Source organism: Streptomyces sp. NPDC051963, from assembly GCF_044593495.1.
In the GTDB taxonomy this organism is placed as follows: domain Bacteria; phylum Actinomycetota; class Actinomycetes; order Streptomycetales; family Streptomycetaceae; genus Streptomyces.
Window position 1 is genome coordinate 1,112,934 of record NZ_JBIUCC010000002.1, and the last position, 21,972, is coordinate 1,134,905.

Here is a 21,972-nt window from a genome sequence, read left to right on the forward strand (position 1 = left end):
AGACCGGAAGCGTCGTCTACAGATCACCCAACTCAGAGGCGTACGGCGGCTCCGCCCCCGCCCGTGAGCAGGTGATCGCCGCCGCCCGCGCCGCGAACCGCAGCAGCCGGGTCCAGCCCTCGGGGCCCAGCTTCGCGAGCGCGTCCGGAGACAGGGCGTCCCACGCGGACAACCCATGCAGCAGGGCCGCGTTCACGGTGTCGCCGGCGCCGATCGTGTCCACGACGTCGACCTGCTCGCCCGGCACGGAATGCACGCCGCCGTCCCGGGTGAAGGCGGTCAGTCCGTCGCCGCCCTGCGTGATCACAACGGCGGAGGGTCCCGCGGCCAGCCACTCGTGCGGGGTGCCGCCCAGCCACAGGGCGTCCTCCTCGGAGAGCTTGAGCAGTGTCACCGAGGGCAGCCAGCTCTTGAAGCGCGCGCGGTATGCGTCCGCGTCGGGGATCAATCCCGTTCGGATGTTCGGGTCGAGCGTGGTGAACACGCCCCGCGCGGACGCGGTCCGCATCAGCTCCTCGTAGGCGGTCGCGCCCGGCTCCAGGACCAGTGAACAGGTGCCGAAGGACACCGCGTGGGCCGACCGGGGAAGCTGGTCGGGCGCGGTGAAGAGCCGGTCGGCGGTGCCCTCGACGTAGAAGGAGTAGGCGGCCGAGCCGTTCGAGTCGATCGTGGCGACGGCGAGGGTGGTCGGTTCGGCGCCGCGCTGCACGGCCGAGACATCCACGTCCGCCCGCCGCAGCCCGTCGAGCAGGGCCTCGCCGAAGGCGTCGTACGACGTCCGGGAGCAGAAGGCCGTGGGGGAGCCGAGGCGGCCGAGGGCGACCGCCGTGTTGTACGGGCCGCCGCCGAGCGCCGGCTGAAGGCCCGCGAGGGCGCCCCGGCCCTGCGGTACCAGGTCGATCAGGGCCTCACCGGCGACGACGATCACGAGACGGTTCCTTTCTCGGGGGTGCGGGGCTGTCCGGGCTGCTCGGCGCAGCCGCACGAGGTGCGGTGGACGAAGGCGCAGTCGAGCCGTACGGTCCGGGCGGGCCGGTCCGGGGAGGCGAGACGGTCCAGGAGCACCCTGACCGCCTGGGCGCCGATCTCCCTGCTGGGCTGGGCGATCGCGGTGAGCCGGGGCGAGAACAGGTCCGCCCAGGCGAAGTCGTCGAAGCAGCACAGCGCGATGTCGTCGGGCACGGACCGGCCGTGCGTGCGCAGTGCGCGCAGGGCGCCGAGCGTCATCGCGTTGTTGGCGGTGACCAGCGCGCTGGGCGGTGCGGCGAGGGAGAGCAGGGCGGTGGTGGCCCGCTCGGCACCCGCGGACTCGGAGTCGCCGTGCACGACGAGGCGTTCGTCGTACGGGAGACCGGCGGCCGCGAGACCATGCCGGTATCCGGTGATCCGCTCGGCGGTGGTGCTCAGCCCGGGCAGGCCCGCGACCAGGCCGATACGCCGATGGCCCAGCTCGGCGAGATGTCTGACCAGCTGTGTCGTCGGTTCCGCACTCTCGGCGCAGACCTGGTCGAAGCGCGGCGCCCCGGGTGCGTCGACCACCCGGTCGAGGAGCACGGTCGGTACGGCGTGCCGGTCGAGGTAGGCGAGGAGTTCGCGCGGGTCCGCCGAGGGGGCGACGATCATGCCGTCCACGCGTCGCTCGTGCAGGAGTTGGGCGACCTTGCGCTCATGGCCGGGGTCGTCGTGCGGGTCCGCGATGAGCAGGCTGTAGCCGTGTTCCAGGGCGCCGGCCTCGACGCCCTGGAGGATCTCCGTGAAGTACGGGTTGCTGATGGCCGACACCGCCAGCCCGATGGACCGCGTGCGGGAGGTGACCAGGGAGCGGGCGAGGCCGTTCGGGGTGTAGCCGAGTTCCTCTATGGCGTCCAGGACCGCCTGGCGGGTGTGGGGCAGCACCGGCCGGGTGTCGTTCAGCACATGCGAGACGGTCGCCACGGACACCCCGGCGCTCCGTGCGACATCCGCCATGGTGGGCACTTCCCGTTCCCCTCCCCGGGCCTGCGCGGGCCCCCTGACCGGGAAGGTATCCCATTCGACGGCAGACGTAAACGCTTGCGCAAACGTTTACGAGCGGTCGAACGCCTGCCTCGGCAACTGACCCGACATCTGATCCAACAGCTGCCCCAGTAACTGATCCAACGGCTCCCCGAGCAACTGCCCCAACGGCCGCCCGATCAGAGCGTGTCCTCAGGACCGACCGTGTCCTCAGGCGCGACCGCACCCTCCCAGTCCCACCCGATGCCCACCAACCCCGTCCGCACCCGCGGCTCGACGATGTGAACGGAGTGGTACTGCCCGCTGAGCGCCAGCTCCTGCCTGCCGCTGCGCGGTGCGGCCGCCGAGTGCTGGGCGAACCGGTGGCAGTGCACCGGCAGGGCGTGCTCGTCGAACCGCACCTGGAGGGCGTACTGGCCGCCCGCGGGCCCGAATCCGCGGACGTACTCGCGGGACACGCCGGCGGTGCCGTCCTCGACGCCGTACCGGAAGAGGAAGGTGTCGCCGGCCCGCAGCCGGGTGTCGAAGAGCAGCTCGGCCACGAGCACGCCCGTGTCGTGATCCCAACGGACGTGTCCCGTGCGGCAGTTCTCCAGGGCGTGCACGGTCATGCGCTCCGGTGCGCACCCCTCGTCGCCGTGGTGGACGGCGACGAAGCGGTCGACGCCGTCCCGGTGGGCGCGCACGATGTGGTGCGACTCGCGGCAATGGAGTTCGCGGTGCGCCCCGATCCGTACCCGCTCGTGGTGCCCGAGGGCGTGCAGTCCGCCGTCGGGCGGTGAGCCGAGCTCGGCCAGCAGCCGTTCCAGGACGCCGGAGGCCTCGACGAAGGAGCGGTAGGAGCGGCCGGCGGGCCGCTGCGCGGCCGAGGGTTCCTCGGTGTCGGCGAGCAGCCGGATCAGTGACTCCTCCGGCAGTTGGAGGATCTCCTCCAACGCCCTGACGGCTCGCAGTGACTCGGGGCGCTGCGGGCGCCGGGCGCCCTGCTGCCAGTAACTCAGGCTCGTCACGCCGACCTTGACGCCGTAGCGGGACAGATGGTGCTGCACGCGTTGCAGCGGTAGTCCACGGGCGGCGATCGCGGCGCGCAGCGCGACATGGAACGGACCGCCCCGCAGGGCCGTGTCCAGTTCGGCGGCGGCGACGTCCGCGGCTTGGGTGGCGTGCGGCATGCAGGGGCCTTTCTGTCGAATGTTCAACGGCTGGTCAGACCGTTCGCGCGGCTGTCCGGGGGCCACCCCCGTCGGCGCCGGGGACGTCTTCACATCCGTACGCCTACGCTCACGGCCCCGAGTTCCCCCGCATTGAAGCGTGTTGACCAAGTCCCGACAACACCTCATGCGGAACGAGCGGTGCACTCCCGGCCGGATCGTCGTCCGCGAAGTCAAGGCGGCGCGCCCGAACCGTCGTCGTCGACGAGCTCCTGGATCGCTCGGACGGACAGCGCGGACTTGTGCAGGAACCCGCGCGCGGGGCTGGCCGCGATGAGTTCCTCCAAGTCCTCCCGGAAGTGGGTCGAGACCAGGATCACCGCGGGCACGGTGCCGGTCAGCCGCCGGGCCACGTCGAAGCCGTTCTCGCCGTCGAGGTCGAGATCGACCAGGGCCGCGTCCGGCGCCGTCCGACGGGCCAGCGCGACCGCTTCCACGCCCGTAGTGGCGAGCCCGACGACGCATACACCACCCCGCTCCAGCAAAGCGCGTGCCGCCTCCAGGAACCGGGCGCTGTCATCGACGAGGAGACAGCGCAGGGTCATGGGCACAGATTGCCAATGAGGGGGCGGCTCCGCCTTCCTGCTAGCCGGAAAGTGCTGAAGTCCTGTGCCGGAGGCGGCGGTTCGGACTCACCCAGCGCAGTCGCCCGCCGACCGGCGGTAGCATGACGACGCCCTGGGGAGGCCCGTGTCGCCCGGTCGAGGTGGTGCGTCATGAACGCCACGAAGGTGTCGCACGAGAGCACGGGCACGGCCACGCGCGCGTGGCCCGTCGTCCGCCGGGCCCGGGGCGTCGTGGTCCCGGGGGCGTTGTGCGCCGCGCTGCTGATGGCCGCCTGTGACAGCGGGGGCGGCGGCAGGTCGGAGGAAGCACGCGCGGTGCGCCAGGACACCACCTGTGACGGGAAGATCGATGGCACCGTGCACCTCAAGGTGTGGTTCCACGCCGGACCGAGCGGTGAGCTCAGCACACTCGAGGCGCAGGTCCGCGAGTTCAACAAGGTGCAGCAGCAGGTGCGGGTCGAGCTGGTCACGCTGCCCGAGAACCGCCCGTACACCGACCTCGTGCTGTCCGCCGCGGCCAGCGGAGACCTGCCCGACCTGCTCGACTTCGACGGGCCGAACCTGTACAGCTACGCCTGGTCGGGACAGCTCAAGTCGATCGACTCCTGTGTGCCCGAGAGCGTCCGCGACGATCTGCTGCCCTCGATCCGCAGGCAGGGCAGCTACGCGGGCCGGTTGTGGGGCATCGGCACCTTCGACTCGGGCCTCGGCCTGTTCGTGCGCACGTCGGCCCTGAAAGAGGCCGGGGTACGCATCCCGACCGGCCCCGGCGACGCCTGGACCGCCGCCGAATTCACCGGCATCCTCCGCGAACTCCGCAAGCAGGGCTACGACGCTCCGCTCGATCTCCGACTCGTCTACTCGTCGCCGGGCGAGGAGTGGAACACCTACGGCTTCGCGCCCGCCGTGTGGTCGGCGGGCGGCGACCTCGTCGACCCCCGGGGCGGACGCACGGCCGACGGCTTTCTGAACGGCCCGGAGTCCGTCGGGGCGCTGACCACCATGCAGAACTGGGTCGAGGAAGGACTCGTCGACCTGGTCAAGGACGACCGGGCGTTCGTGGCCGGCCGCAGCGCGATCAGCTGGTGCGGGCACTGGGTGTACGGCGAGTTCGACAAGGCGTTTCCCGGTGACGTCACGATCGTTCCGCTGCCCGACTTCGGCGCGGGCACCGTCACCGGCATGGGCTCCTGGCAGTGGGGCATCCCGGCGGGCGCCACCGACGGCGACGCGGCCTGGCGGTTCCTCTCCTACCTGCTCGAGCCCGCGCAGGTGCACCGGATGAGCGAGGCCAACGGGGCGATCCCGGCCACGGACAGCGCCCTGAAGCTCTCGACGAAGTACGCCCCCGGCGGCGCCGAGCACCTGTTCATCGAGCAGCTGCGGGGCGGATTCGCCCGTCCCCGGCCGCAGACCCCCGCGTATCCGACGATCACCGATGCCTTTTCCCGTGCCTTCGCGAAGATCATGCTGGACAGGGCTCCCGTCAAGTCCACCCTGGATACGGCGGTCAAGCGGATCGACAAGGACCTGGCCGCTCACGACGGCTATCCGACGAACGGGCCGTAGACCGACCCCTGCTGCCCGTGGGACGCCCGTGGACGGCCGACGGGCCCGGCGGCATGCTGAAGGGGATGCGCAAGCAGGGCCTCCAGGCGGCCACGGATGCTGCGCAGGCCGGGCCACCGAACCGTTCGGTCTCCCCGCGGAGTTCGCGGGGATCCGCCCCTGGAACCTGAGAGCCGGCCATGCTCCGCCCCCGACCACTCACCCCGTCCCGCATCCCCTTCTTCGCCCGTCTCCGCATCGGCCGCAAGCTGATGCTCCTCGTACTGCTGCCGGTGACGACCATGCTGGGCTTCACCCTGGTCGGCGCTGTGAGCCAGTGGCGGGAGGCACGGGCCCTGGGGGAGTTCCGCGGTGCGACACAGGTGTCGTTCGCGACGACCGCGCTCACCGATGCCGTCGCCCGGGAACGCATCGCAGCAGTCCGGGCCCGGTTGCGACCCGGCCCGACCACGCTGGAGGAACGGTCCGCCGCCCAGCGGGTCACCGAGACAGCCCTCCACCAGATCCTTGCCGGCATCGGCTCCTGGACCGGTCAACCCGACGTCCCCGGCCGGCTCGACGCCGCCGACCGCAAGCTCCACGCGCTGCGCATCCTGACCAGGACCGGCTCGCTCACCGCCCCGCAGCTCGCGGGCCGGTACGACACGATCGTGCACGATCTGCTCAGCACCGTCGCCACCCTCGAATCCGGCCGACCCACCCGGGAGTCGGGCCGTGCCGCCGACGCCCACCTGGCGCTGCTGGACGCCATCGAGGCCGCCGAACGCGAACGCGTCGAACTCGCCGTCCTCTTCCACGCCCCGCCCGCCCGGACCCCCGCCACGAACCGCTGGTCCGCCCTGGAGCAGTCCCGCCTCGACGCCTTCCAGCAGACCGCCTCCGACACCCTCAAGAGTCGGCTCTACGCCACTCTCCTTCAGAACCCCGGCCTGGTCGTGCGCAGGACCCGGGACACACTGGCGGACCCGGACGGCAGACGGAACTGGCCGTCGTACGACCGCTGGATGGCCGCCTCGACGGCCCGGATCGACGCCCTGCGAGGCATCCAGGAGCGGGCCGCGGCCGAGCTGGGGCGCACCGCCGTCGACGACCTCGACGCCGCCGAGCAGCGCGAGATACGCGACCTCGCCGTCTCCCTCGGTGTCCTCGCCGCGGTCACCGCCCTCGCGCTGGCGCTGCGACGCTCGATCACCCTGCCGCTGAGCGAGGTCTCCGCGGGTGCCCGGGCGCTGTCGGAGGGCGATCTGTCGTACGACATCCGGTACGCCGGCCGGGACGAACTCGGCGATGTCGCCGACACGTTCCGCGAGCTGCGGGTGACCACCGAACGGCTCGCCGCCGAGATCCACGCCATGAACGAGGCGATCGACGACAACCGGCTCGAGCACCGGGCGGACGTCGGCGCGTTCCGGGGGACCTGGGCGCGGCTGCTGGGCGGCATGGACGGCACCATGGCGTCCTTCGCCGCGGCCCACGGGCGGCGCCACCAGGCGGAACAGGAACTGGGGAGCATCTTCCACCTCTCCCTGGACCTGCTGTGCATCGCCGGACTCGACGGTTTCTTCAAACGCGTCAACCCCGCCTTCGAGGGGACCCTCGGCCACACCGCCGAGGCTCTCCTCGCCACGCCCTGGCTGGAGTTCGTGCACCCGGACGACCGGGCACGCACGCGTGCCGCACTCGAACGGCTCGCCGGCGGTGTGGAGCTGGCCGGGTTCGAGAACCGCCTCATGCGGCCGGACGGCACTGAACGCTGGCTCCAGTGGAGCGCGCGCCCGGTCACCGACGAGGGCCTCTTCTACGCCGCCGCACGCGATGTCACCGAGAGCCGCCGCACGGCCCGTGAGCAGGCGGCGCTGCGCCGCGTCGCCACCCTCGTGGCCCGCAGCGCGCCGCCGCAGCAGGTGTTCTCCGAAGTCGCCGACCAGGTCGGGACGGTCCTGAGCAGCGGCTCCGTCGCCGTCCTGCGGTACGCCGCCGACGGCACCGCCACCGTCGTCGGCGCCGCCCGCGGTCCCGCAGCCGAGAGCGAGGCGGTCGCGGCGGAGGTGGCGGCGACGCGGCGCCCCGCGCGCGTGGAGCGTGCCGTCGGAGCGCCGATCGTCGTCGACGGGCGTCTGTGGGGCGCCGTCGTCGCGGCCGCCGCCGGCCCCGAACCACTGTCCCCGGGCACCGAGTCGAGGCTCGCCGACTTCACGGAACTCGCCGCCACCGCCCTCGCCAACGCCGACAGCCGGGCCCAGCTCGCGGCGTCACGCGCGCGCGTGGTGGCCGCCGGCGATGCCTCGCGGCGCCGTATCGAACGCGATCTGCACGACGGGGTCCAGCAGCGGCTGGTCTCCCTCCAACTGGACCTGAGGACGGCCCAGTCGATGCTGGAGGAGCAGCCCGACGCCCTGCCCGAGCAGCTCGACCACATCGCCAAGGGGCTGGACGACGCCTTCACGGACCTGCTCCAGGTGGCCCGCGGCATCCATCCGGTGATCCTCTCGAAGGGCGGCCTCGGCCCGGCCCTGCGCGCGCTGGCCCGCCGCTCCTCCGTCCCCGTCGAACTGGACCTCCGCCTGCCGCCGGACCGGCTCGCCGAGCAGACCGAGGTGGCCGTCTACTACGTCACCTCCGAATGCCTCACCAACGCCGCCAAGCACGCGCGCGCGAGCGTCGTACAGGTGACGGCGCGCACGTACGACGACGCCCTGGAAGTGACGATCGCCGACGACGGCACGGGCGGAGCCGAGCCCGGGCGGGGTTCCGGACTGATCGGCCTCATCGACCGCGTCGAGGCGATCGGCGGCAGGCTGACGGTCGGCAGCCCGCCGGGTCAGGGCACGACCCTGACCGTGAGACTGCCCCTGAACGGGGCCGCGAGGGATGTGTGACCGCCCGGAACGCATACGAGGGGAGTCGTCCGGGACGGGGAGACCCAGGACTCGGTGACGTGCGCATACGCTCCGGGCGGCCGGTTCGGACGGTGGGCCTGCCGTCCGGCACTAGAGGCGGTCGGTCCCGCCGTTCCCGGCGAGTCGCAGACGCTTGGCGCGCACGATGTCGGGGTCCCTGGGGTCCAGGGCCTCGCTCGGTGCGTACAGGTCGTCCGGGTCGCGGCGGGTCCGGGCCGGCCGCCGTGCTTTCTCGATCCGCGTCCGCCGCATCCGCCGCGCCCTTCGCCGTGACCGGCCCCCTTCTGGCGGAGACGGCCGGTCCGTTTGCAACCGCTGGTTCGAGCATCGCCCGCCGATGTCCCCGTGTCGTCACGGGCACCCTCCAATTCCGCTTCCGGCTAGCCGTAACCCAGGCGGTCGGGCAGGCTGTTGGGGCGCAGCACAGCGGTCGGGCAAGGGGAGCCGGGACCATGGACGCATCGCAGCAGCCCGCGCGGGGACGGGTCGTCCTCGCCGACGACGACGTCCTGCTGCGCGAAGGACTGGCCAGCCTCTGCGAGCGCGTCGGATACGACGTGGTGGGCCAGGCGGGTGACGCGGAACGCCTCCTGGAACTGGTCGCCGAGCAGAGACCCGACGTCGCGATCGTCGACATAAGGATGCCGCCGGACCACTCCACCGAAGGCCTGAAGGCGGCCCGTACGATCCGCGAGCGCCACCCCGCCACCGGCATCCTCGTCCTGTCCGCGTACGTCGAGGTCGAGGACGCCCTGGAGCTGCTGGCGAGCGGTCGCCAGGTCGGCTACCTCCTGAAGAGCCGGGTCACGGTCGTCGACGATTTCATCGAGGCACTGGAACGGATCTGCCGGGGCGGCTCGGTCGTCGACCCGTCCCTGGTGCACGAACTGTTCTCCGCCCAGCGCCGCGACGATCCGCTCTCCCACCTCAGCGCCCGCGAGCGCGAGGTGCTCGCCCTCATGGCCGAGGGCCGCTCCAACGCGGGCATCGGCCGCCGCCTGTGGGTCACCGAGGGAACCGTCGAGAAGCATGTGCGCAGCATCCTGGGCAAGCTGAACCTCCAGGAGGACACCGACGCCCACCGCCGGGTCCTCGCGGTGCTGACCTTCCTCGAGACCAGGTAGGCGTTGTCCACAGGCTCGTCGCGCTGTCACCCCTCGCCAGTAGGGTGTGAAACATGGCCGACCCCTCCAGCTACCGCCCCAAGCCGGGACAGATCCCCGACTCTCCCGGGGTGTACAGGTTCCGTGACGAGCACCGCAGGGTGATCTACGTCGGAAAGGCGAAGAGCCTGCGCCAGCGCCTGGCGAACTACTTCCAGGATCTGTCGGGCCTGCACCCGCGCACCCGCACCATGGTCACCACGGCCGCGTCCGTGGAGTGGACCGTGGTGTCCACGGAGGTCGAGGCGCTCCAGCTGGAGTACTCCTGGATCAAGGAGTACGACCCCCGGTTCAACGTCAAGTACCGCGACGACAAGAGCTACCCGTACCTCGCGGTGACGATGAGCGAGGAGTTCCCGCGCGTGCAGGTGATGCGCGGCCACAAGAAGAAGGGCGTGCGCTATTTCGGGCCGTACGCGCACGCGTGGGCCATCCGCGACACCGTCGACCTCCTGCTCCGCGTCTTCCCCGTGCGCACCTGCTCGGCCGGCGTCTTCAAGAACGCCGCCCGCACCGGCCGCCCCTGTCTCCTCGGCTACATCGGAAAGTGCTCCGCCCCCTGCGTCGGCCGGGTCTCCGCCGAGGAGCACCGCGAACTCGCCGAGGAGTTCAGCGACTTCATGGCCGGCCGGACCGGCACGTACCTGCGCCGCCTGGAGAAGCAGATGACGGCGGCGGCCGAGGAGATGGAGTACGAGCGGGCGGCCCGTCTGCGCGACGACATCGAGGCCCTGAAGAAGGCCATGGAGAAGAACGCGGTCGTGCTCGCCGACGCGACCGACGCCGACCTCATCGCGGTCGCCGAGGACGAGCTGGAAGCGGCCGTGCAGATCTTCCACGTCCGGGGTGGACGGGTGCGCGGCCAGCGCGGCTGGGTGACGGACAAGGTCGAGGAGATCACCACCGGCGCCCTCGTGGAGCATGCCCTCCAGCAGCTCTACGGCGAGGAGACGGGGGACTCGGTCCCCAAGGAGGTCCTCGTCCCGGCGCTGCCCGACCCGGTCGAACCGGTCCAGCAGTGGCTCACCGACCGCCGCGGCTCGATCGTCTCCCTGCGCATCCCGCAGCGCGGCGACAAGAAGGCCCTCATGGAGACGGTGCAGCGCAACGCCCAGCAGGCACTCGTCCTGCACAAGACCAAGCGCGCCTCCGACCTCACCACGCGCTCGCGCGCCCTGGAGGAGATCGCCGAGGCCCTCGACCTGGACAGCGCCCCCCTGCGGATCGAGTGCTACGACATCTCGCACCTCCAGGGCGAAGACGTGGTGGCCTCCATGGTCGTCTTCGAGGACGGCCTCCAGCGCAAGGGCGAGTACCGCCGCTTCCAGATCAAGGGCTTCGAGGGCCAGGACGACGTCCGCTCCATGCACGAGGTGATCACCCGCCGCTTCAAGCGGTACCTCGCCGACAAGGAGAAGACTGGGGAGTGGGGCGAGGAGGACAGCCTCGTCGAGGAGAACGGCCGGCCCAAGCGCTTCGCCTACCCGCCGCAGCTCGTCGTCGTCGACGGCGGCCGGCCCCAGGTCGCGGCCGCCAAGCGGGCCCTGGACGAACTGGGCATCGACGACATCGCCGTGTGCGGCCTGGCCAAGCGCCTGGAGGAGGTCTGGGTGCCGGCCGAGGACGATCCCGTCGTCCTGCCCCGCAGCAGCGAGGGCCTCTATCTGCTCCAGCGCGTCCGGGACGAGGCCCACCGCTTCGCGATCACCTACCAGCGCAGCAAGCGCGCCAAGCGCTTCAGGGCGAGCCCCCTGGACGATGTGCCGGGCCTCGGCGAGACACGCAAGCAGGCACTCATCAAGCACTTTGGATCGGTGAAAAAGTTGCGATCCGCGACAATTGACCAGATCTGCGAGGTTCCAGGCATAGGTCGCAAGACAGCCGAGACCATCGCCGTGGCCTTCGCCCAGGCGGCCCCGGCGGCACCCGCCGTGAACACGGCGACCGGAGAGATCATGGACGACATGGAAGACGGGGCGCCCGAGACGACGGCGGGCACCCTGGGGGAGCCCGTGTCCGCGGGCACCCCGGACGAGCGACGGGGGACGGAGAGATGACCGAGCAGGACAAGCAGCCCACAGCCGACCGAGATCAGACACACAAGGAAACCGGCGAGGATCCCGCACAGCAGGACGCGGGCCAGGAAAGCCGGAGCGACGGAGAACAGGTGAGTGCGGCCATCGACGCAGCCGGGGTCCCGGAGGCGGCCATCCCCGAGCTGGTGATCATCTCCGGCATGTCCGGGGCCGGTCGCTCGACCGCGGCCAAGTGTCTGGAGGACCTCGGCTGGTTCGTCGTCGACAACCTCCCACCCGCACTGATCCCCACCATGGTGGAGCTCGGCGCCCGCTCCCAGGGCAACGTCGCCCGGATCGCGGTCGTCGTCGACGTCCGCGGCCGCCGCTTCTTCGACAACCTCCGCGAGTCCCTCGCCGACCTGGCGGCCAAGCACGTCACGCGGCGGATCGTCTTCCTGGAGTCCTCCGACGACGCCCTGGTCCGCCGCTTCGAGTCGGTGCGCCGCCCGCACCCCCTCCAGGGCGACGGCCGCATCGTCGACGGCATCGCCGCCGAGCGCGAACTGCTGCGCGAACTGCGCGGCGACGCCGACCTGGTGATCGACACCTCCAGCCTCAACGTGCACGAACTGCGCGCCAAGATGGACGCCCAGTTCGCCGGCGAGGAGGAGCCGGAGCTGCGGGCCACCGTCATGTCCTTCGGCTTCAAGTACGGCCTTCCGGTCGACGCCGACCTGGTCGCGGACATGCGCTTCCTGCCCAACCCGCACTGGGTCCCGGAGCTGCGCCCGTACACCGGTACCAACGAGGAGGTCGCCGCGTACGTCTTCAACCAGCCCGGCGCCAAGGAGTTCCTCGACCGGTACGCCGAGCTGCTGCGGCTGATCGCCGCCGGATACCGCCGTGAGGGCAAGCGCTATGTGACCATCGCCATTGGCTGCACCGGCGGCAAGCACCGCTCGGTCGCCATGTCGGAGAAGCTCGCCGCGCGTCTGGCGGCCGAGGGTGTGGAGACGGTGGTCGTACACCGGGACATGGGACGGGAATGACAGCACGAACACCGCGGCTGAGCAGGCTGCGCCGGGCCGTGCCCGAGGCCCGGGCCGGCCGGCCCGCCGAGGCCCGCGGCGGCCGTCCACGCCGCCGCGGTACCCAGCCCAAGGTCGTCGCCCTCGGCGGCGGCATGGGCCTGTCCGCCTCGCTCGCCGCGCTGCGCCGGATCACCGGCGACCTCACCGCCGTCGTCACGGTGGCCGACGACGGCGGCTCCAGCGGCCGGCTCCGCGACGAACTGGGCGTACTGCCGCCCGGCGACCTGCGCAAGGCCCTGGCCGCGCTGTGCGGGGACGACGACTGGGGCCAGACCTGGGCCCGCGTCATCCAGCACCGCTTCCAGTCCAAGGGCGACCTGCACGAGCACGCGGTCGGCAACCTGCTGATCGTCGCCCTGTGGGAGCAGCTCGGCGACCATGTCCAGGCCCTCGACCTGGTCGGCAAGCTGCTCGGCGCGCACGGGCGCGTGCTGCCCATGTCGGCCGTACCGCTGGAGCTCCAGGCCCTGGTCAGGGGCCACGACCCGGACCGGCCCGAGGACATCGACACCGTCCGCGGCCAGGCCACCGTCGCGCTCACCCCCGGCGAGGTGCAGTCCGTGCACCTCGTACCGCACGACCCGCCCGCCGTCCCCGAGGCCGTCGCGGCGGTCCTCGACGCGGACTGGGTGGTGCTCGGCCCCGGCTCCTGGTTCTCCTCGGTCATCCCGCATCTGCTCGTGCCCGAACTGCTGGACGCCCTCACTCAGACGAAGGCACGCCGGGTACTCTCCCTGAACCTCGCGCCGCAGCCCGGAGAAACAGAGGGCTTCTCACCGCAGCGTCATTTGGAGGTTTTGGGACGACACGCCCCTAAACTCGCCCTGGACGTGGTGCTGGCCGACGAGGCCGCCGTGCCCGATCGCGATGTACTCACCGAGGCCGCCAAGCGGCTCGGTGCGGCGGTCGAGCTGGCGCCGGTGGCCCGGAGGGACGGGAGCCCCAGGCATGACCCGGAGCTCCTGGCCGCCGCGTACGACCGTATTTTTCGGATGCATGGAAGGATCGGCCCATGGCGATGACGGCAGCGGTGAAGGATGAGATCTCCCGGCTCCCCGTCACCCGGACCTGCTGCAGGAAGGCGGAGGTCTCCGCCGTTCTGCGGTTCGCCGGCGGCCTCCACCTGGTCAGCGGGCGCATCGTGATCGAGGCGGAGCTGGACACCGCCATGGCGGCCCGCCGGCTCAAGCGGGACATCCTGGAGATCTTCGGCCACAGCTCCGAGCTGATCGTGATGGCACCCGGCGGGCTGCGCCGCGGTTCGCGCTACGTCGTCCGGGTCGTCGCCGGCGGTGATCAGCTGGCCCGGCAGACCGGCCTGGTCGACGGCCGTGGCCGCCCGATCCGCGGCCTGCCCCCGCAGGTCGTCTCGGGGGCCACCTGCGACGCCGAGGCCGCCTGGCGCGGCGCCTTCCTGGCGCACGGCTCGCTGACCGAGCCCGGCCGCTCGTCCTCCCTCGAAGTGACCTGCCCGGGTCCCGAGGCAGCGCTCGCACTCGTCGGTGCCGCCCGCCGGCTGTCGATCGCAGCCAAGGCCCGCGAGGTGCGCGGTGTCGACCGGGTCGTCGTCCGCGACGGCGACGCCATCGGCGCCCTGCTCACCCGGCTCGGCGCCCATGAGTCCGTGCTGGCCTGGGAAGAGCGCCGGATGCGCCGCGAGGTCCGCGCCACGGCGAACCGGCTCGCCAACTTCGACGACGCCAACCTGCGCCGTTCCGCGCGCGCGGCCGTCGCCGCCGGCGCCCGGGTCCAGCGCGCCCTGGAGATCCTCGCCGACGACGTGCCCGAGCACCTCGCGGCGGCGGGCCGGCTGCGCATGGAGCACAAGCAGGCCTCCCTCGAGGAGCTCGGCGCGCTCGCCGACCCGCCGCTGACCAAGGACGCCGTGGCGGGCCGTATCCGCCGGCTGCTCGCGATGGCCGACAAGCGAGCCCAGGACCTCGGCATCCCGGGCACCGAATCCAGCCTCACCGAGGAGATGGCCGACGCCGGCTGACCCGAACGCGTACGCAACACGCCGGTGCCGACGCCCAACTGGGCGTCGGCACCGGCGTGTTGCACATCCTCGTGGCGCCCTTGACTCGATCATGAACTGTCATGAGCCTGGCATCTGTTCGCCACTGCGGCGGACCACTGCTAGGGGGGTTCATGAGACACAGAGCGAGATCGATCCTCGCTGTCGGCGCGCTCCTGATCGGCGGAGCGAGCATCGCGCCCATGGCTCAGGCGCAGAGCGGGAGTTCCTCCTCCGACCAGGACGAGGTCAAGGTCTTCCGCGCCGAAGTCACCAAGAAGCAGGTACCCCTGCTGCTGGCCACCGGACAGGACGGCCACGAACTCGGCGAGCAGGTGCCCGACAAGGGCACGGCCACCGTCGAGGTCTACCTCACCGGCAAAGAGGCCGACAAGCTGGAGAAACAGGGCGTCGACCTCACCGAGCACAAGCTCTCCGGCAAGGCCCGGGCCCGCGTCGAGGCCGCGGCCGAGGGCGTGTTCCGCCCGTACAGCGGAGAGGGCGGACTCCAGCAGGAGATCCTCGCCACCGCGCAGGCCAACCCCGGCCTGACCAAGGTCGTCTCCATCGGCAAGACCGTCAACGGCCAGGACATCCTGGCGCTCAAGCTCACCAAGAACGCCAAGAAGACCAAGGACGGCGCCAAGCCCTCCGTCCTCTACGCGTCCAACCAACACGCGCGCGAGTGGATCACACCGGAGATGACCCGGCGGCTGATGCACTACTACGTCGACAACTACGCCACCGACAAGCGCGTCAAGAAGATCGTCGACTCGACCGAGGTGTGGTTCCTCCTCTCGGCCAACCCGGACGGCTACGACTACACCTTCCAGAGCTCCGACAACCGCCTCTGGCGCAAGAACCTCCGGGACGTCAACGGCGACGGCGCCATCAGCACCGGCGACGGCGTCGACCTCAACCGCAACTTCTCCTACAAGTGGGGCTACGACGACGAGGGTTCGTCCCCCAACCCCACCAGCGAGACCTACCGCGGCGCGGCCCCCGGCTCCGAGCCCGAGACCCAGGCGCTGGACGCCTTCGAGCGGCGGATCGGCTTCGAGTACGGCATCAACTACCACTCCGCCGCCGAACTCCTCCTCTACGGCGTCGGCTGGCAGGTCGCCACACCCACCCCGGACGACGTGCTGTACAAGTCCCTCGCCGGCACGCCGGAGAACTCCGCGATCCCCGGCTACCACCCCCAGGTCTCCTCGGAGCTCTACACCACCAACGGTGAGGCCGACGGCCACGCGGCGAACGTCAACGGAATAGCGATGTTCACCCCCGAGATGTCGACCTGCCAGACCGCCTCGAACGTCGACCCCGACGATCAGTGGAACGCGGCCGACTGCCGGTCGATCTTCACCTTCCCGGACGACGAGACACTGATCCAGCAGGAGTTCGCCAAGAACGTCCCGTTCGCGCTCTCCGTCGCCGAGTCCGCCGCCCACCCCGACCAGCCGTCGTCCGCGCTCGGTCTGAAGGCCGCCGACTTCACCCCGGCGCCGTTCAAGACGTCGTACTCGCGCGGCGCCGACCAGGAAGTCTCCGTCGTCGTACGGAAGTCGGTCCGCGACAAGGAGCTCAAGTACCGCGTCAACGGCGGCCGTACATGGGACATGGCGCTGCGTCCCTGGAAGGGCGGCGAGACGTACGGCGGTGAGGACAACCTCTACTTCGACGAGTACCGCGCCAAGGTCAAGGACGGCGAACCCGGCGACAAGGTCGAGGTCTGGTTCAGCGGCGAGACCAGGAGCGGAAAGCCCACCTCCAGCGAGCACTTCACCTACACCATCGCCGAACGGCCCCGGGCCGACACGCTCGTCGTCGCCGAAGAGGGCGCGGCCGCGACCCAGGCACAGACCTACGTCGACGCGCTGAAGGCCAACGGCCGCAAGGCGCTCGTCTGGGACGTCGCCACCCAGGGCGCGCCCGACGCGCTCGGCGTGCTCGGCCACTTCGACACGGTCGTCCACTACACGGGCGCCGGCGTCCCGGGCAACGCCACCCAGCTCCAGCTGCGCGCCTTCCTCAACGAGGGCGGCAAGCTGATCGAGGCCGGCGAGCAGGCCGGCGGCTCCGTCGACCTCGGCGGCGGCACCCTGTCGAACGACTTCAGTCAGTACTACCTGGGCGCCTACACCCGTACGTCCCTGCCGGACGCCACGTCCTTCGAGGGGTCGGGCCTGCTGGCGGGCGCCACCACACCACTGGGCGGCGCTCCCGGCAACCCGCTGAACGCGGCGGGCTCCTACAGCGTCACCTCAGACACGCTGTCCGTGGAAACCTACCCGCAGTTCGAGAGCGCGGGAGCGGGCGCCTACCCCGGCACCGCCAACCCGTACGGCCCGTACGAAGGCACCTCCATGGCGGCCGTCACGCACAGCGACTACGCCTGGAACCGTCTCGCCCGCACCATCGACCTCACCTCGGTGACCGCGTCCGAAAAGCCGACGCTGCGCACCCGGCTGCTCTGGGACACCGAGAGGGGCTACGACCACGCGCTCCTGGAGGCGCACACAGCCGGTGCCGACGACTGGACCACGCTCCCGGAGGCAGGCGGCGCGACCAGCACCGCGGTGCCCACCGAGTGCGAGGCCGGGTACTTCATCCAGGCGCACCCCGCCCTCAAGCGGTATCTGACACTCGCCGGGGACGCCTGCACGCCCACCGGCACGTCCGGCTCCTGGAACAGCTTCACCGGGGCGTCGGCCGGCTGGCAGGAGGTCTCCTTCGATCTCTCCGCCTACGCGGGGAAGACGGTCGAGGTCTCCCTCGGCTACGTCACCGACCCCGGCAGCGGTGGCCGCGGTGTCCTCGCCGACAACGCGTCCGTCGTGATCGGCGGCAACGCCGTGGAGACCGAGGGCTTCGAGACGTCGCTGGGCGCCTGGAGCACTCCGGGACCGCCCGCGGGCAGCCCCGCCGTGGTCAAGGACTGGGGACGCACGGGTGAGCTGTTCAAGACGTACGGCGCGGTCACCACGGACGACACCGTGCTGCTGGGCTTCGGCCTGGAGCACGTCGCCGCGCCCGTCGGCCGTACGACCCTGATCGGCAAGGCACTGGAGGCACTCGACGGGTGAACCGACCGGTCAACGCTGACCGACTCTCCGTAGTCATTACGGGTGTTCCGTGAGAGATCACGTCTCTCGGGCAGGGCGGTCCGTACCCCTACTGGCGGGTACGGACCCCCCTGCCGTGTATGGGGCATCTCGATGTCACTCCCCGGGCCTCAGGGAGGTAGGGTCGTAGGCGGTCGGGGACATCCCATACAGCTCGCCGGTCTCGAAACCGGCGTACCAACGAGGAGATCGGTTCGTGACGATCCGCGTAGGCATCAACGGCTTTGGCCGCATCGGTCGTAACTACTTCCGCGCGCTGCTGGAGCAGGGTGCAGACATCGAGATCGTGGCTGTCAACGACCTGGGTGACACCGCGACCACCGCTCATCTGCTCAAGTACGACACGATCCTGGGCCGCCTGAAGCACGAGGTCACCCACACCGCCGACACGATCACCGTCGACGGTCACACGATCAAGGTGCTCTCCGAGCGCAACCCCGCCGACATCCCGTGGGGCGACCTGGGCGTCGACATCGTCATCGAGTCGACCGGCATCTTCACGAAGAAGGCCGACGCGGAGAAGCACATCGCGGGCGGCGCCAAGAAGGTCCTCATCTCGGCTCCGGCCAAGGACGAGGACATCACCATCGTGATGGGCGTCAACGAGAACAAGTACGACCCGGCGAACCACCACGTCATCTCGAACGCCTCCTGCACCACCAACTGTGTGGCGCCGATGGCCAAGGTCCTCGACGAGAACTTCGGCATCGTCAAGGGTCTGATGACGACCGTCCACGCGTACACGAACGACCAGCGCATCCTTGACTTCCCGCACAAGGACCTGCGTCGCGCGCGTGCCGCCGCCGAGAACATCATCCCGACCACCACCGGTGCCGCCAAGGCCACCGCGCTGGTCCTGCCGCAGCTCAAGGGCAAGCTGGACGGCATCGCGATGCGCGTCCCGGTCCCGACCGGCTCGGCCACCGACCTGGTCGTGGAGCTGTCGCGCGAGGTCACCAAGGACGAGGTCAACGCCGCCTTCAAGAAGGCCGCCGAGGGCGAGCTCCAGGGCTACCTGACCTACACCGAGGACGAGATCGTCTCCTCGGACATCGTCAGCGACCCGTCGTCCTGCACCTTCGACTCCTCCCTGACCATGGTCCAGGAAGGCACGTCGGTGAAGATCCTCGGCTGGTACGACAACGAGTGGGGCTACTCCAACCGCCTCGTCGACCTCACGGTCTTCGTCGGCAACCAGCTCTGATCCACAGAGCAGGCATCTCGATGTGAGAGCAGGGCTCGGGCAGCGCACGCGCTGTCCGAGCCCTGACTCACGTACAGCGAGCCCGCTCGTGTGCAGATCGACCAGCCCTCCTACGATCAAGAGCCCCGTTCCAGGAGTCCTCATGAAGACGATCGACGAACTTCTCGCCGAAGGCGTGGCCGGTAAACGGGTCTTCGTCCGTGCCGACCTCAACGTGCCGATGGCCGACGGCCTCATCACCGACGACGGCCGCATCCGCGCCGTCCTGCCGACCGTCAAGGCCCTCGCCGACGCGGACGCCAAGGTGGTCGTCGCCTCCCACCTGGGCCGCCCCAAGGGCGCCCCGGACCCGGCGTTCTCCCTGCTCCAGGCCGCCGAGCGGCTCGCCGAACTCCTCGGCGCCCCGGTCGCGTTCGCCCAGGACACCGTGGGCCCCGCCGCCCATGACGCGGTGAACGGCCTCCAGCCCGGCCAGGTCGCGGTCATCGAGAACCTCCGCTTCAACGCCGGCGAGACCTCCAAGGACGACACCGAGCGCGGCGAGTTCGCCGACCAGCTGGCGGCCCTCGTGGACGTCTACGTCGGCGACGGCTTCGGCGCGGTCCACCGGGGGCACGCCTCGGTGTACGACCTCCCGGCCCGGCTGCCGCACTACGCCGGGTACCTCATCGCCACCGAGGTCGGCGTCCTGAAGAAGCTCACCGAGGACGTCCGGCGTCCGTACGTCGTCGCGCTGGGCGGCGCCAAGGTCTCCGACAAGCTCGCCGTCATCGACCAGCTGCTCGGCAAGGCGGACCGTCTGCTCATCGGCGGCGGAATGGCGTACACCTTCCTCAAGGCCAAGGGCTACGAGGTCGGCGTCTCCCTCCTCCAGGAGGACCAGATCCCGGCCGTCAAGGAGTACATCGAGCGTGCGGAGAAGAGCGGCGTCGAGCTGGTCCTCCCCGTCGACGTGCTGACCGGCTCCGCGTTCCCGGACCTGAAGACCAAGGCCCCCGCGCACCCCACCGTTGTCGCCGCGGACGCCATGCCCGCCGACCAGATGGGCCTGGACATCGGCCCGGAGTCCCGCAAGCTGTACGCCTCGAAGCTCACCGACGCCGCCACCATCTTCTGGAACGGCCCCATGGGCGTCTTTGAGCACCCCGACTACGCCGAGGGCACCAAGGCGGTCGCCCAGGCCCTCCTCGACTCCCCGGGCTTCACGGTCGTCGGCGGTGGCGACTCCGCCGCGGCCGTCCGCATCCTGGGCTTCGACGAGACCGCATTCGGCCACATCTCGACCGGTGGCGGCGCCTCCCTCGAATACCTCGAGGGCAAGACGCTCCCCGGCCTCGCCGCACTGGAGGACTGACCTTAATGAGCACGCGCACGCCGCTGATGGCGGGCAACTGGAAGATGAACCTCAACCACCTCGAGGCCATCGCCCATGTCCAGAAGCTCGCTTTCGCCCTCGCGGACAAGGACTACGAGGCCGTCGAGGTCGCCGTTCTGCCGCCCTTCACCGACCTGCGCTCCGTGCAGACCCTGGTCGACGGCGACAAGCTCAAGATCAAGTACGGCGCCCAGGACATCTCGGCACAGGACTCCGGCGCCTACACCGGCGAGATCTCCGGCCCGATGCTGGCCAAGCTGAAGTGCACGTATGTGGCGATCGGCCACTCCGAGCGCCGGCAGTACCACGCCGAGACCGACGAGATCGTCAACGCCAAGGTCAAGGCCGCCTACAAGCACGGGCTGACGCCGATCATGTGCGTCGGCGAGGAGCTGGAGATCCGCGAGGCGGGCAACCACGTCGCGCACACCCTCGCCCAGGTCGAGGGCGGTCTGAAGGACCTCCCGGCCGAGCAGGCCGAGTCCATCGTGATCGCCTACGAGCCCGTCTGGGCCATCGGCACCGGCAAGGTCTGCGGCGCCGAGGACGCCCAGGAGGTCTGCGCGGCCATCCGCGGCAAGCTCGCCGAGCTGTACTCCCAGGAGCTGGCCGACCAGGTCCGCATCCAGTACGGCGGCTCCGTCAAGGCGGGCAACGTGGCCGAGATCATGGCCCAGGCCGATGTCGACGGTGCGCTGGTCGGCGGGGCGTCGCTGGACGCGGACGAGTTCGTCAAGATCGTGCGCTTCCGCGACCAGTGAGTATGCGGTAGCGACGGAACGTCGTACCCTTGCGGGGGCATAGCGCCACGCGGCAGTGCCGCACATGGACAGCGTGCTGTGCCCCCGTCGTCTATCCAGATCCGAGGAAGTTGGTCCAGCCGTGGTTATGGGGTTCTCGATCGCCCTGATCGTCTTCAGCCTGCTGCTGATGCTGCTGGTGCTGATGCACAAGGGGAAGGGCGGCGGCCTCTCCGACATGTTCGGTGGCGGCATGCAGTCGTCCGTCGGTGGCTCCTCGGTCGCCGAGCGCAACCTCGACCGCATCACCGTGGTGGTCGGTCTGCTGTGGTTCGCCTCAATCGTCGTGCTCGGCATCATGATGAAGGTGAACAACTGAACGGCACGCACAATCCGTACGTAAGGCCCCATGTTCGGTACGCGCAGCTGAGCGCGGCCTATCATGGGGCTTGCGTCTAGGTGTGAGGGCTGTAACTCCAATCACTGGACGCGCGTTGGGCCTTACGTAGACTGAGGCGCTCGCAGCGAAGCGAAACGCCGACTCGCTTCGCGGCACCATCACGCAGGGAGTTACGACCGTGGCAAGTGGCAACGCGATCCGAGGAAGCCGGGTCGGGGCGGGGCCGATGGGCGAGGCCGAGCGGGGCGAGTCCGCGCCCCGGCTGCGCATCTCCTTCTGGTGCTCCAACGGGCACGAGACGCAGCCCAGCTTCGCCAGCGACGCGCAGGTCCCCGATACCTGGGACTGCCCGCGCTGCGGCTTCCCCGCAGGACAGGACCGGGACAATCCGCCGGACCCGCCGCGCACCGAGCCGTACAAGACGCACCTCGCGTATGTACGGGAGCGGCGCAGCGATGCGGACGGCGAGGCGATCCTCGCCGAGGCACTCGCCAAACTGCGGGGTGAAATCTAGGAGTTGAGGTCCGGCCGGGCACCGAGCGGTGCCGGGCCGGAGCTGTTTGGTGCCCGTGGCCGACTGCTCCCCGGCCGATTGTCAGTG

At 70.6% G+C, this 21,972-nt stretch carries 18 protein-coding genes; 13 read left to right on the plus strand and 5 right to left on the minus strand.

Features of this window, described 5'->3' with window-relative positions; translation table 11 throughout:
* Positions 1–16 precede the first annotated feature (16 nt).
* From ACIHFB_RS11500 to ACIHFB_RS11515, 4 genes are all read right to left on the minus strand, one after another.
* Complete coding sequence (locus ACIHFB_RS11500; protein ID WP_400126523.1) at positions 17–928, minus strand: carbohydrate kinase; 912 nt, start codon at positions 926–928, stop codon at positions 17–19.
* Positions 925–1,977 carry a LacI family DNA-binding transcriptional regulator gene (locus ACIHFB_RS11505; RefSeq protein WP_365277957.1) on the minus strand — a complete coding sequence of 351 codons (1,053 nt, stop codon included), beginning with the start codon at positions 1,975–1,977 and terminating at the stop codon, positions 925–927. The genes ACIHFB_RS11500 and ACIHFB_RS11505 overlap by 4 nt, the downstream gene beginning before the upstream one ends.
* A gap of 197 nt (positions 1,978–2,174) precedes the next feature.
* Positions 2,175–3,167, minus strand: a complete 993-nt coding sequence (locus ACIHFB_RS11510) for a hypothetical protein (RefSeq protein ID WP_365277960.1) — start codon at positions 3,165–3,167, stop codon at positions 2,175–2,177.
* Between the two features lie 212 nt (positions 3,168–3,379).
* Positions 3,380–3,751 carry a response regulator transcription factor gene (locus ACIHFB_RS11515; RefSeq protein WP_365277962.1) on the minus strand — a complete coding sequence of 124 codons (372 nt, stop codon included), beginning with the start codon at positions 3,749–3,751 and terminating at the stop codon, positions 3,380–3,382.
* A 171-nt stretch (positions 3,752–3,922) separates the two neighbouring features.
* Between ACIHFB_RS11515 and ACIHFB_RS11520 the strand changes: the two genes are divergently transcribed.
* Together ACIHFB_RS11520 and ACIHFB_RS11525 are read left to right on the plus strand one after the other, a co-directional pair.
* On the plus strand, positions 3,923–5,341 hold the full coding sequence (locus tag ACIHFB_RS11520; protein WP_365277965.1) for a sugar ABC transporter substrate-binding protein: 1,419 nt from the start codon (positions 3,923–3,925) through the stop codon (positions 5,339–5,341).
* 179 nt (positions 5,342–5,520) lie between these two features.
* Positions 5,521–8,220 (plus strand): nitrate- and nitrite sensing domain-containing protein, encoded by a 2,700-nt coding sequence (locus ACIHFB_RS11525; protein WP_365277968.1) that lies wholly within the window; start codon positions 5,521–5,523, stop codon positions 8,218–8,220.
* Positions 8,221–8,331: 111 nt separating this feature from the next.
* Here ACIHFB_RS11525 and ACIHFB_RS11530 read toward each other — a convergent pair whose 3' ends face one another.
* The gene (locus ACIHFB_RS11530; RefSeq protein ID WP_365277971.1) at positions 8,332–8,493 is read right to left on the minus strand and encodes a hypothetical protein; all 162 of its coding nucleotides are present in this window, start codon (positions 8,491–8,493) and stop codon (positions 8,332–8,334) included.
* A 200-nt stretch (positions 8,494–8,693) separates the two neighbouring features.
* On the opposite strand from ACIHFB_RS11530, the gene ACIHFB_RS11535 reads away from it, so the two are divergent.
* From ACIHFB_RS11535 to ACIHFB_RS11585, 11 genes are all read left to right on the plus strand, one after another.
* Positions 8,694–9,365, plus strand: coding sequence for a response regulator (locus ACIHFB_RS11535; protein ID WP_400126528.1), 672 nt, complete (start codon positions 8,694–8,696; stop codon positions 9,363–9,365).
* A gap of 53 nt (positions 9,366–9,418) precedes the next feature.
* The gene (gene uvrC / locus ACIHFB_RS11540; RefSeq protein ID WP_400126530.1) at positions 9,419–11,461 is read left to right on the plus strand and encodes an excinuclease ABC subunit UvrC; all 2,043 of its coding nucleotides are present in this window, start codon (positions 9,419–9,421) and stop codon (positions 11,459–11,461) included.
* Positions 11,458–12,471: an RNase adapter RapZ gene (rapZ, locus tag ACIHFB_RS11545; protein WP_365277979.1), complete on the plus strand. Its 1,014-nt coding sequence runs from the start codon at positions 11,458–11,460 to the stop codon at positions 12,469–12,471. The genes uvrC and rapZ overlap by 4 nt, the downstream gene beginning before the upstream one ends.
* A complete protein-coding gene (gene yvcK / locus ACIHFB_RS11550; protein WP_365277982.1) occupies positions 12,468–13,535 on the plus strand; it encodes a uridine diphosphate-N-acetylglucosamine-binding protein YvcK in 1,068 nt (355 codons plus the stop codon). Before rapZ ends, yvcK begins: the two co-directional genes overlap by 4 nt.
* A complete protein-coding gene (gene whiA / locus ACIHFB_RS11555; protein ID WP_210575804.1) occupies positions 13,526–14,509 on the plus strand; it encodes a DNA-binding protein WhiA in 984 nt (327 codons plus the stop codon). The genes yvcK and whiA overlap by 10 nt, the downstream gene beginning before the upstream one ends.
* A gap of 152 nt (positions 14,510–14,661) precedes the next feature.
* On the plus strand, positions 14,662–17,613 hold the full coding sequence (locus ACIHFB_RS11560; protein WP_365277986.1) for a M14 family zinc carboxypeptidase: 2,952 nt from the start codon (positions 14,662–14,664) through the stop codon (positions 17,611–17,613).
* Positions 17,614–17,848: 235 nt separating this feature from the next.
* Positions 17,849–18,856 carry a type I glyceraldehyde-3-phosphate dehydrogenase gene (gene gap / locus ACIHFB_RS11565; protein WP_365277989.1) on the plus strand — a complete coding sequence of 336 codons (1,008 nt, stop codon included), beginning with the start codon at positions 17,849–17,851 and terminating at the stop codon, positions 18,854–18,856.
* Between the two features lie 142 nt (positions 18,857–18,998).
* Entirely contained in the window at positions 18,999–20,210 is a 1,212-nt protein-coding gene (locus ACIHFB_RS11570; protein WP_400126532.1) for a phosphoglycerate kinase, read from the plus strand.
* A gap of 5 nt (positions 20,211–20,215) precedes the next feature.
* A complete protein-coding gene (tpiA, locus tag ACIHFB_RS11575) occupies positions 20,216–20,992 on the plus strand; it encodes a triose-phosphate isomerase (protein ID WP_400126534.1) in 777 nt (258 codons plus the stop codon).
* Between the two features lie 127 nt (positions 20,993–21,119).
* Positions 21,120–21,350: a preprotein translocase subunit SecG gene (gene secG, locus ACIHFB_RS11580; RefSeq protein ID WP_365278291.1), complete on the plus strand. Its 231-nt coding sequence runs from the start codon at positions 21,120–21,122 to the stop codon at positions 21,348–21,350.
* 199 nt (positions 21,351–21,549) lie between these two features.
* Positions 21,550–21,885: an RNA polymerase-binding protein RbpA gene (locus ACIHFB_RS11585; protein WP_003957010.1), complete on the plus strand. Its 336-nt coding sequence runs from the start codon at positions 21,550–21,552 to the stop codon at positions 21,883–21,885.
* Positions 21,886–21,972 lie beyond the last annotated feature (87 nt).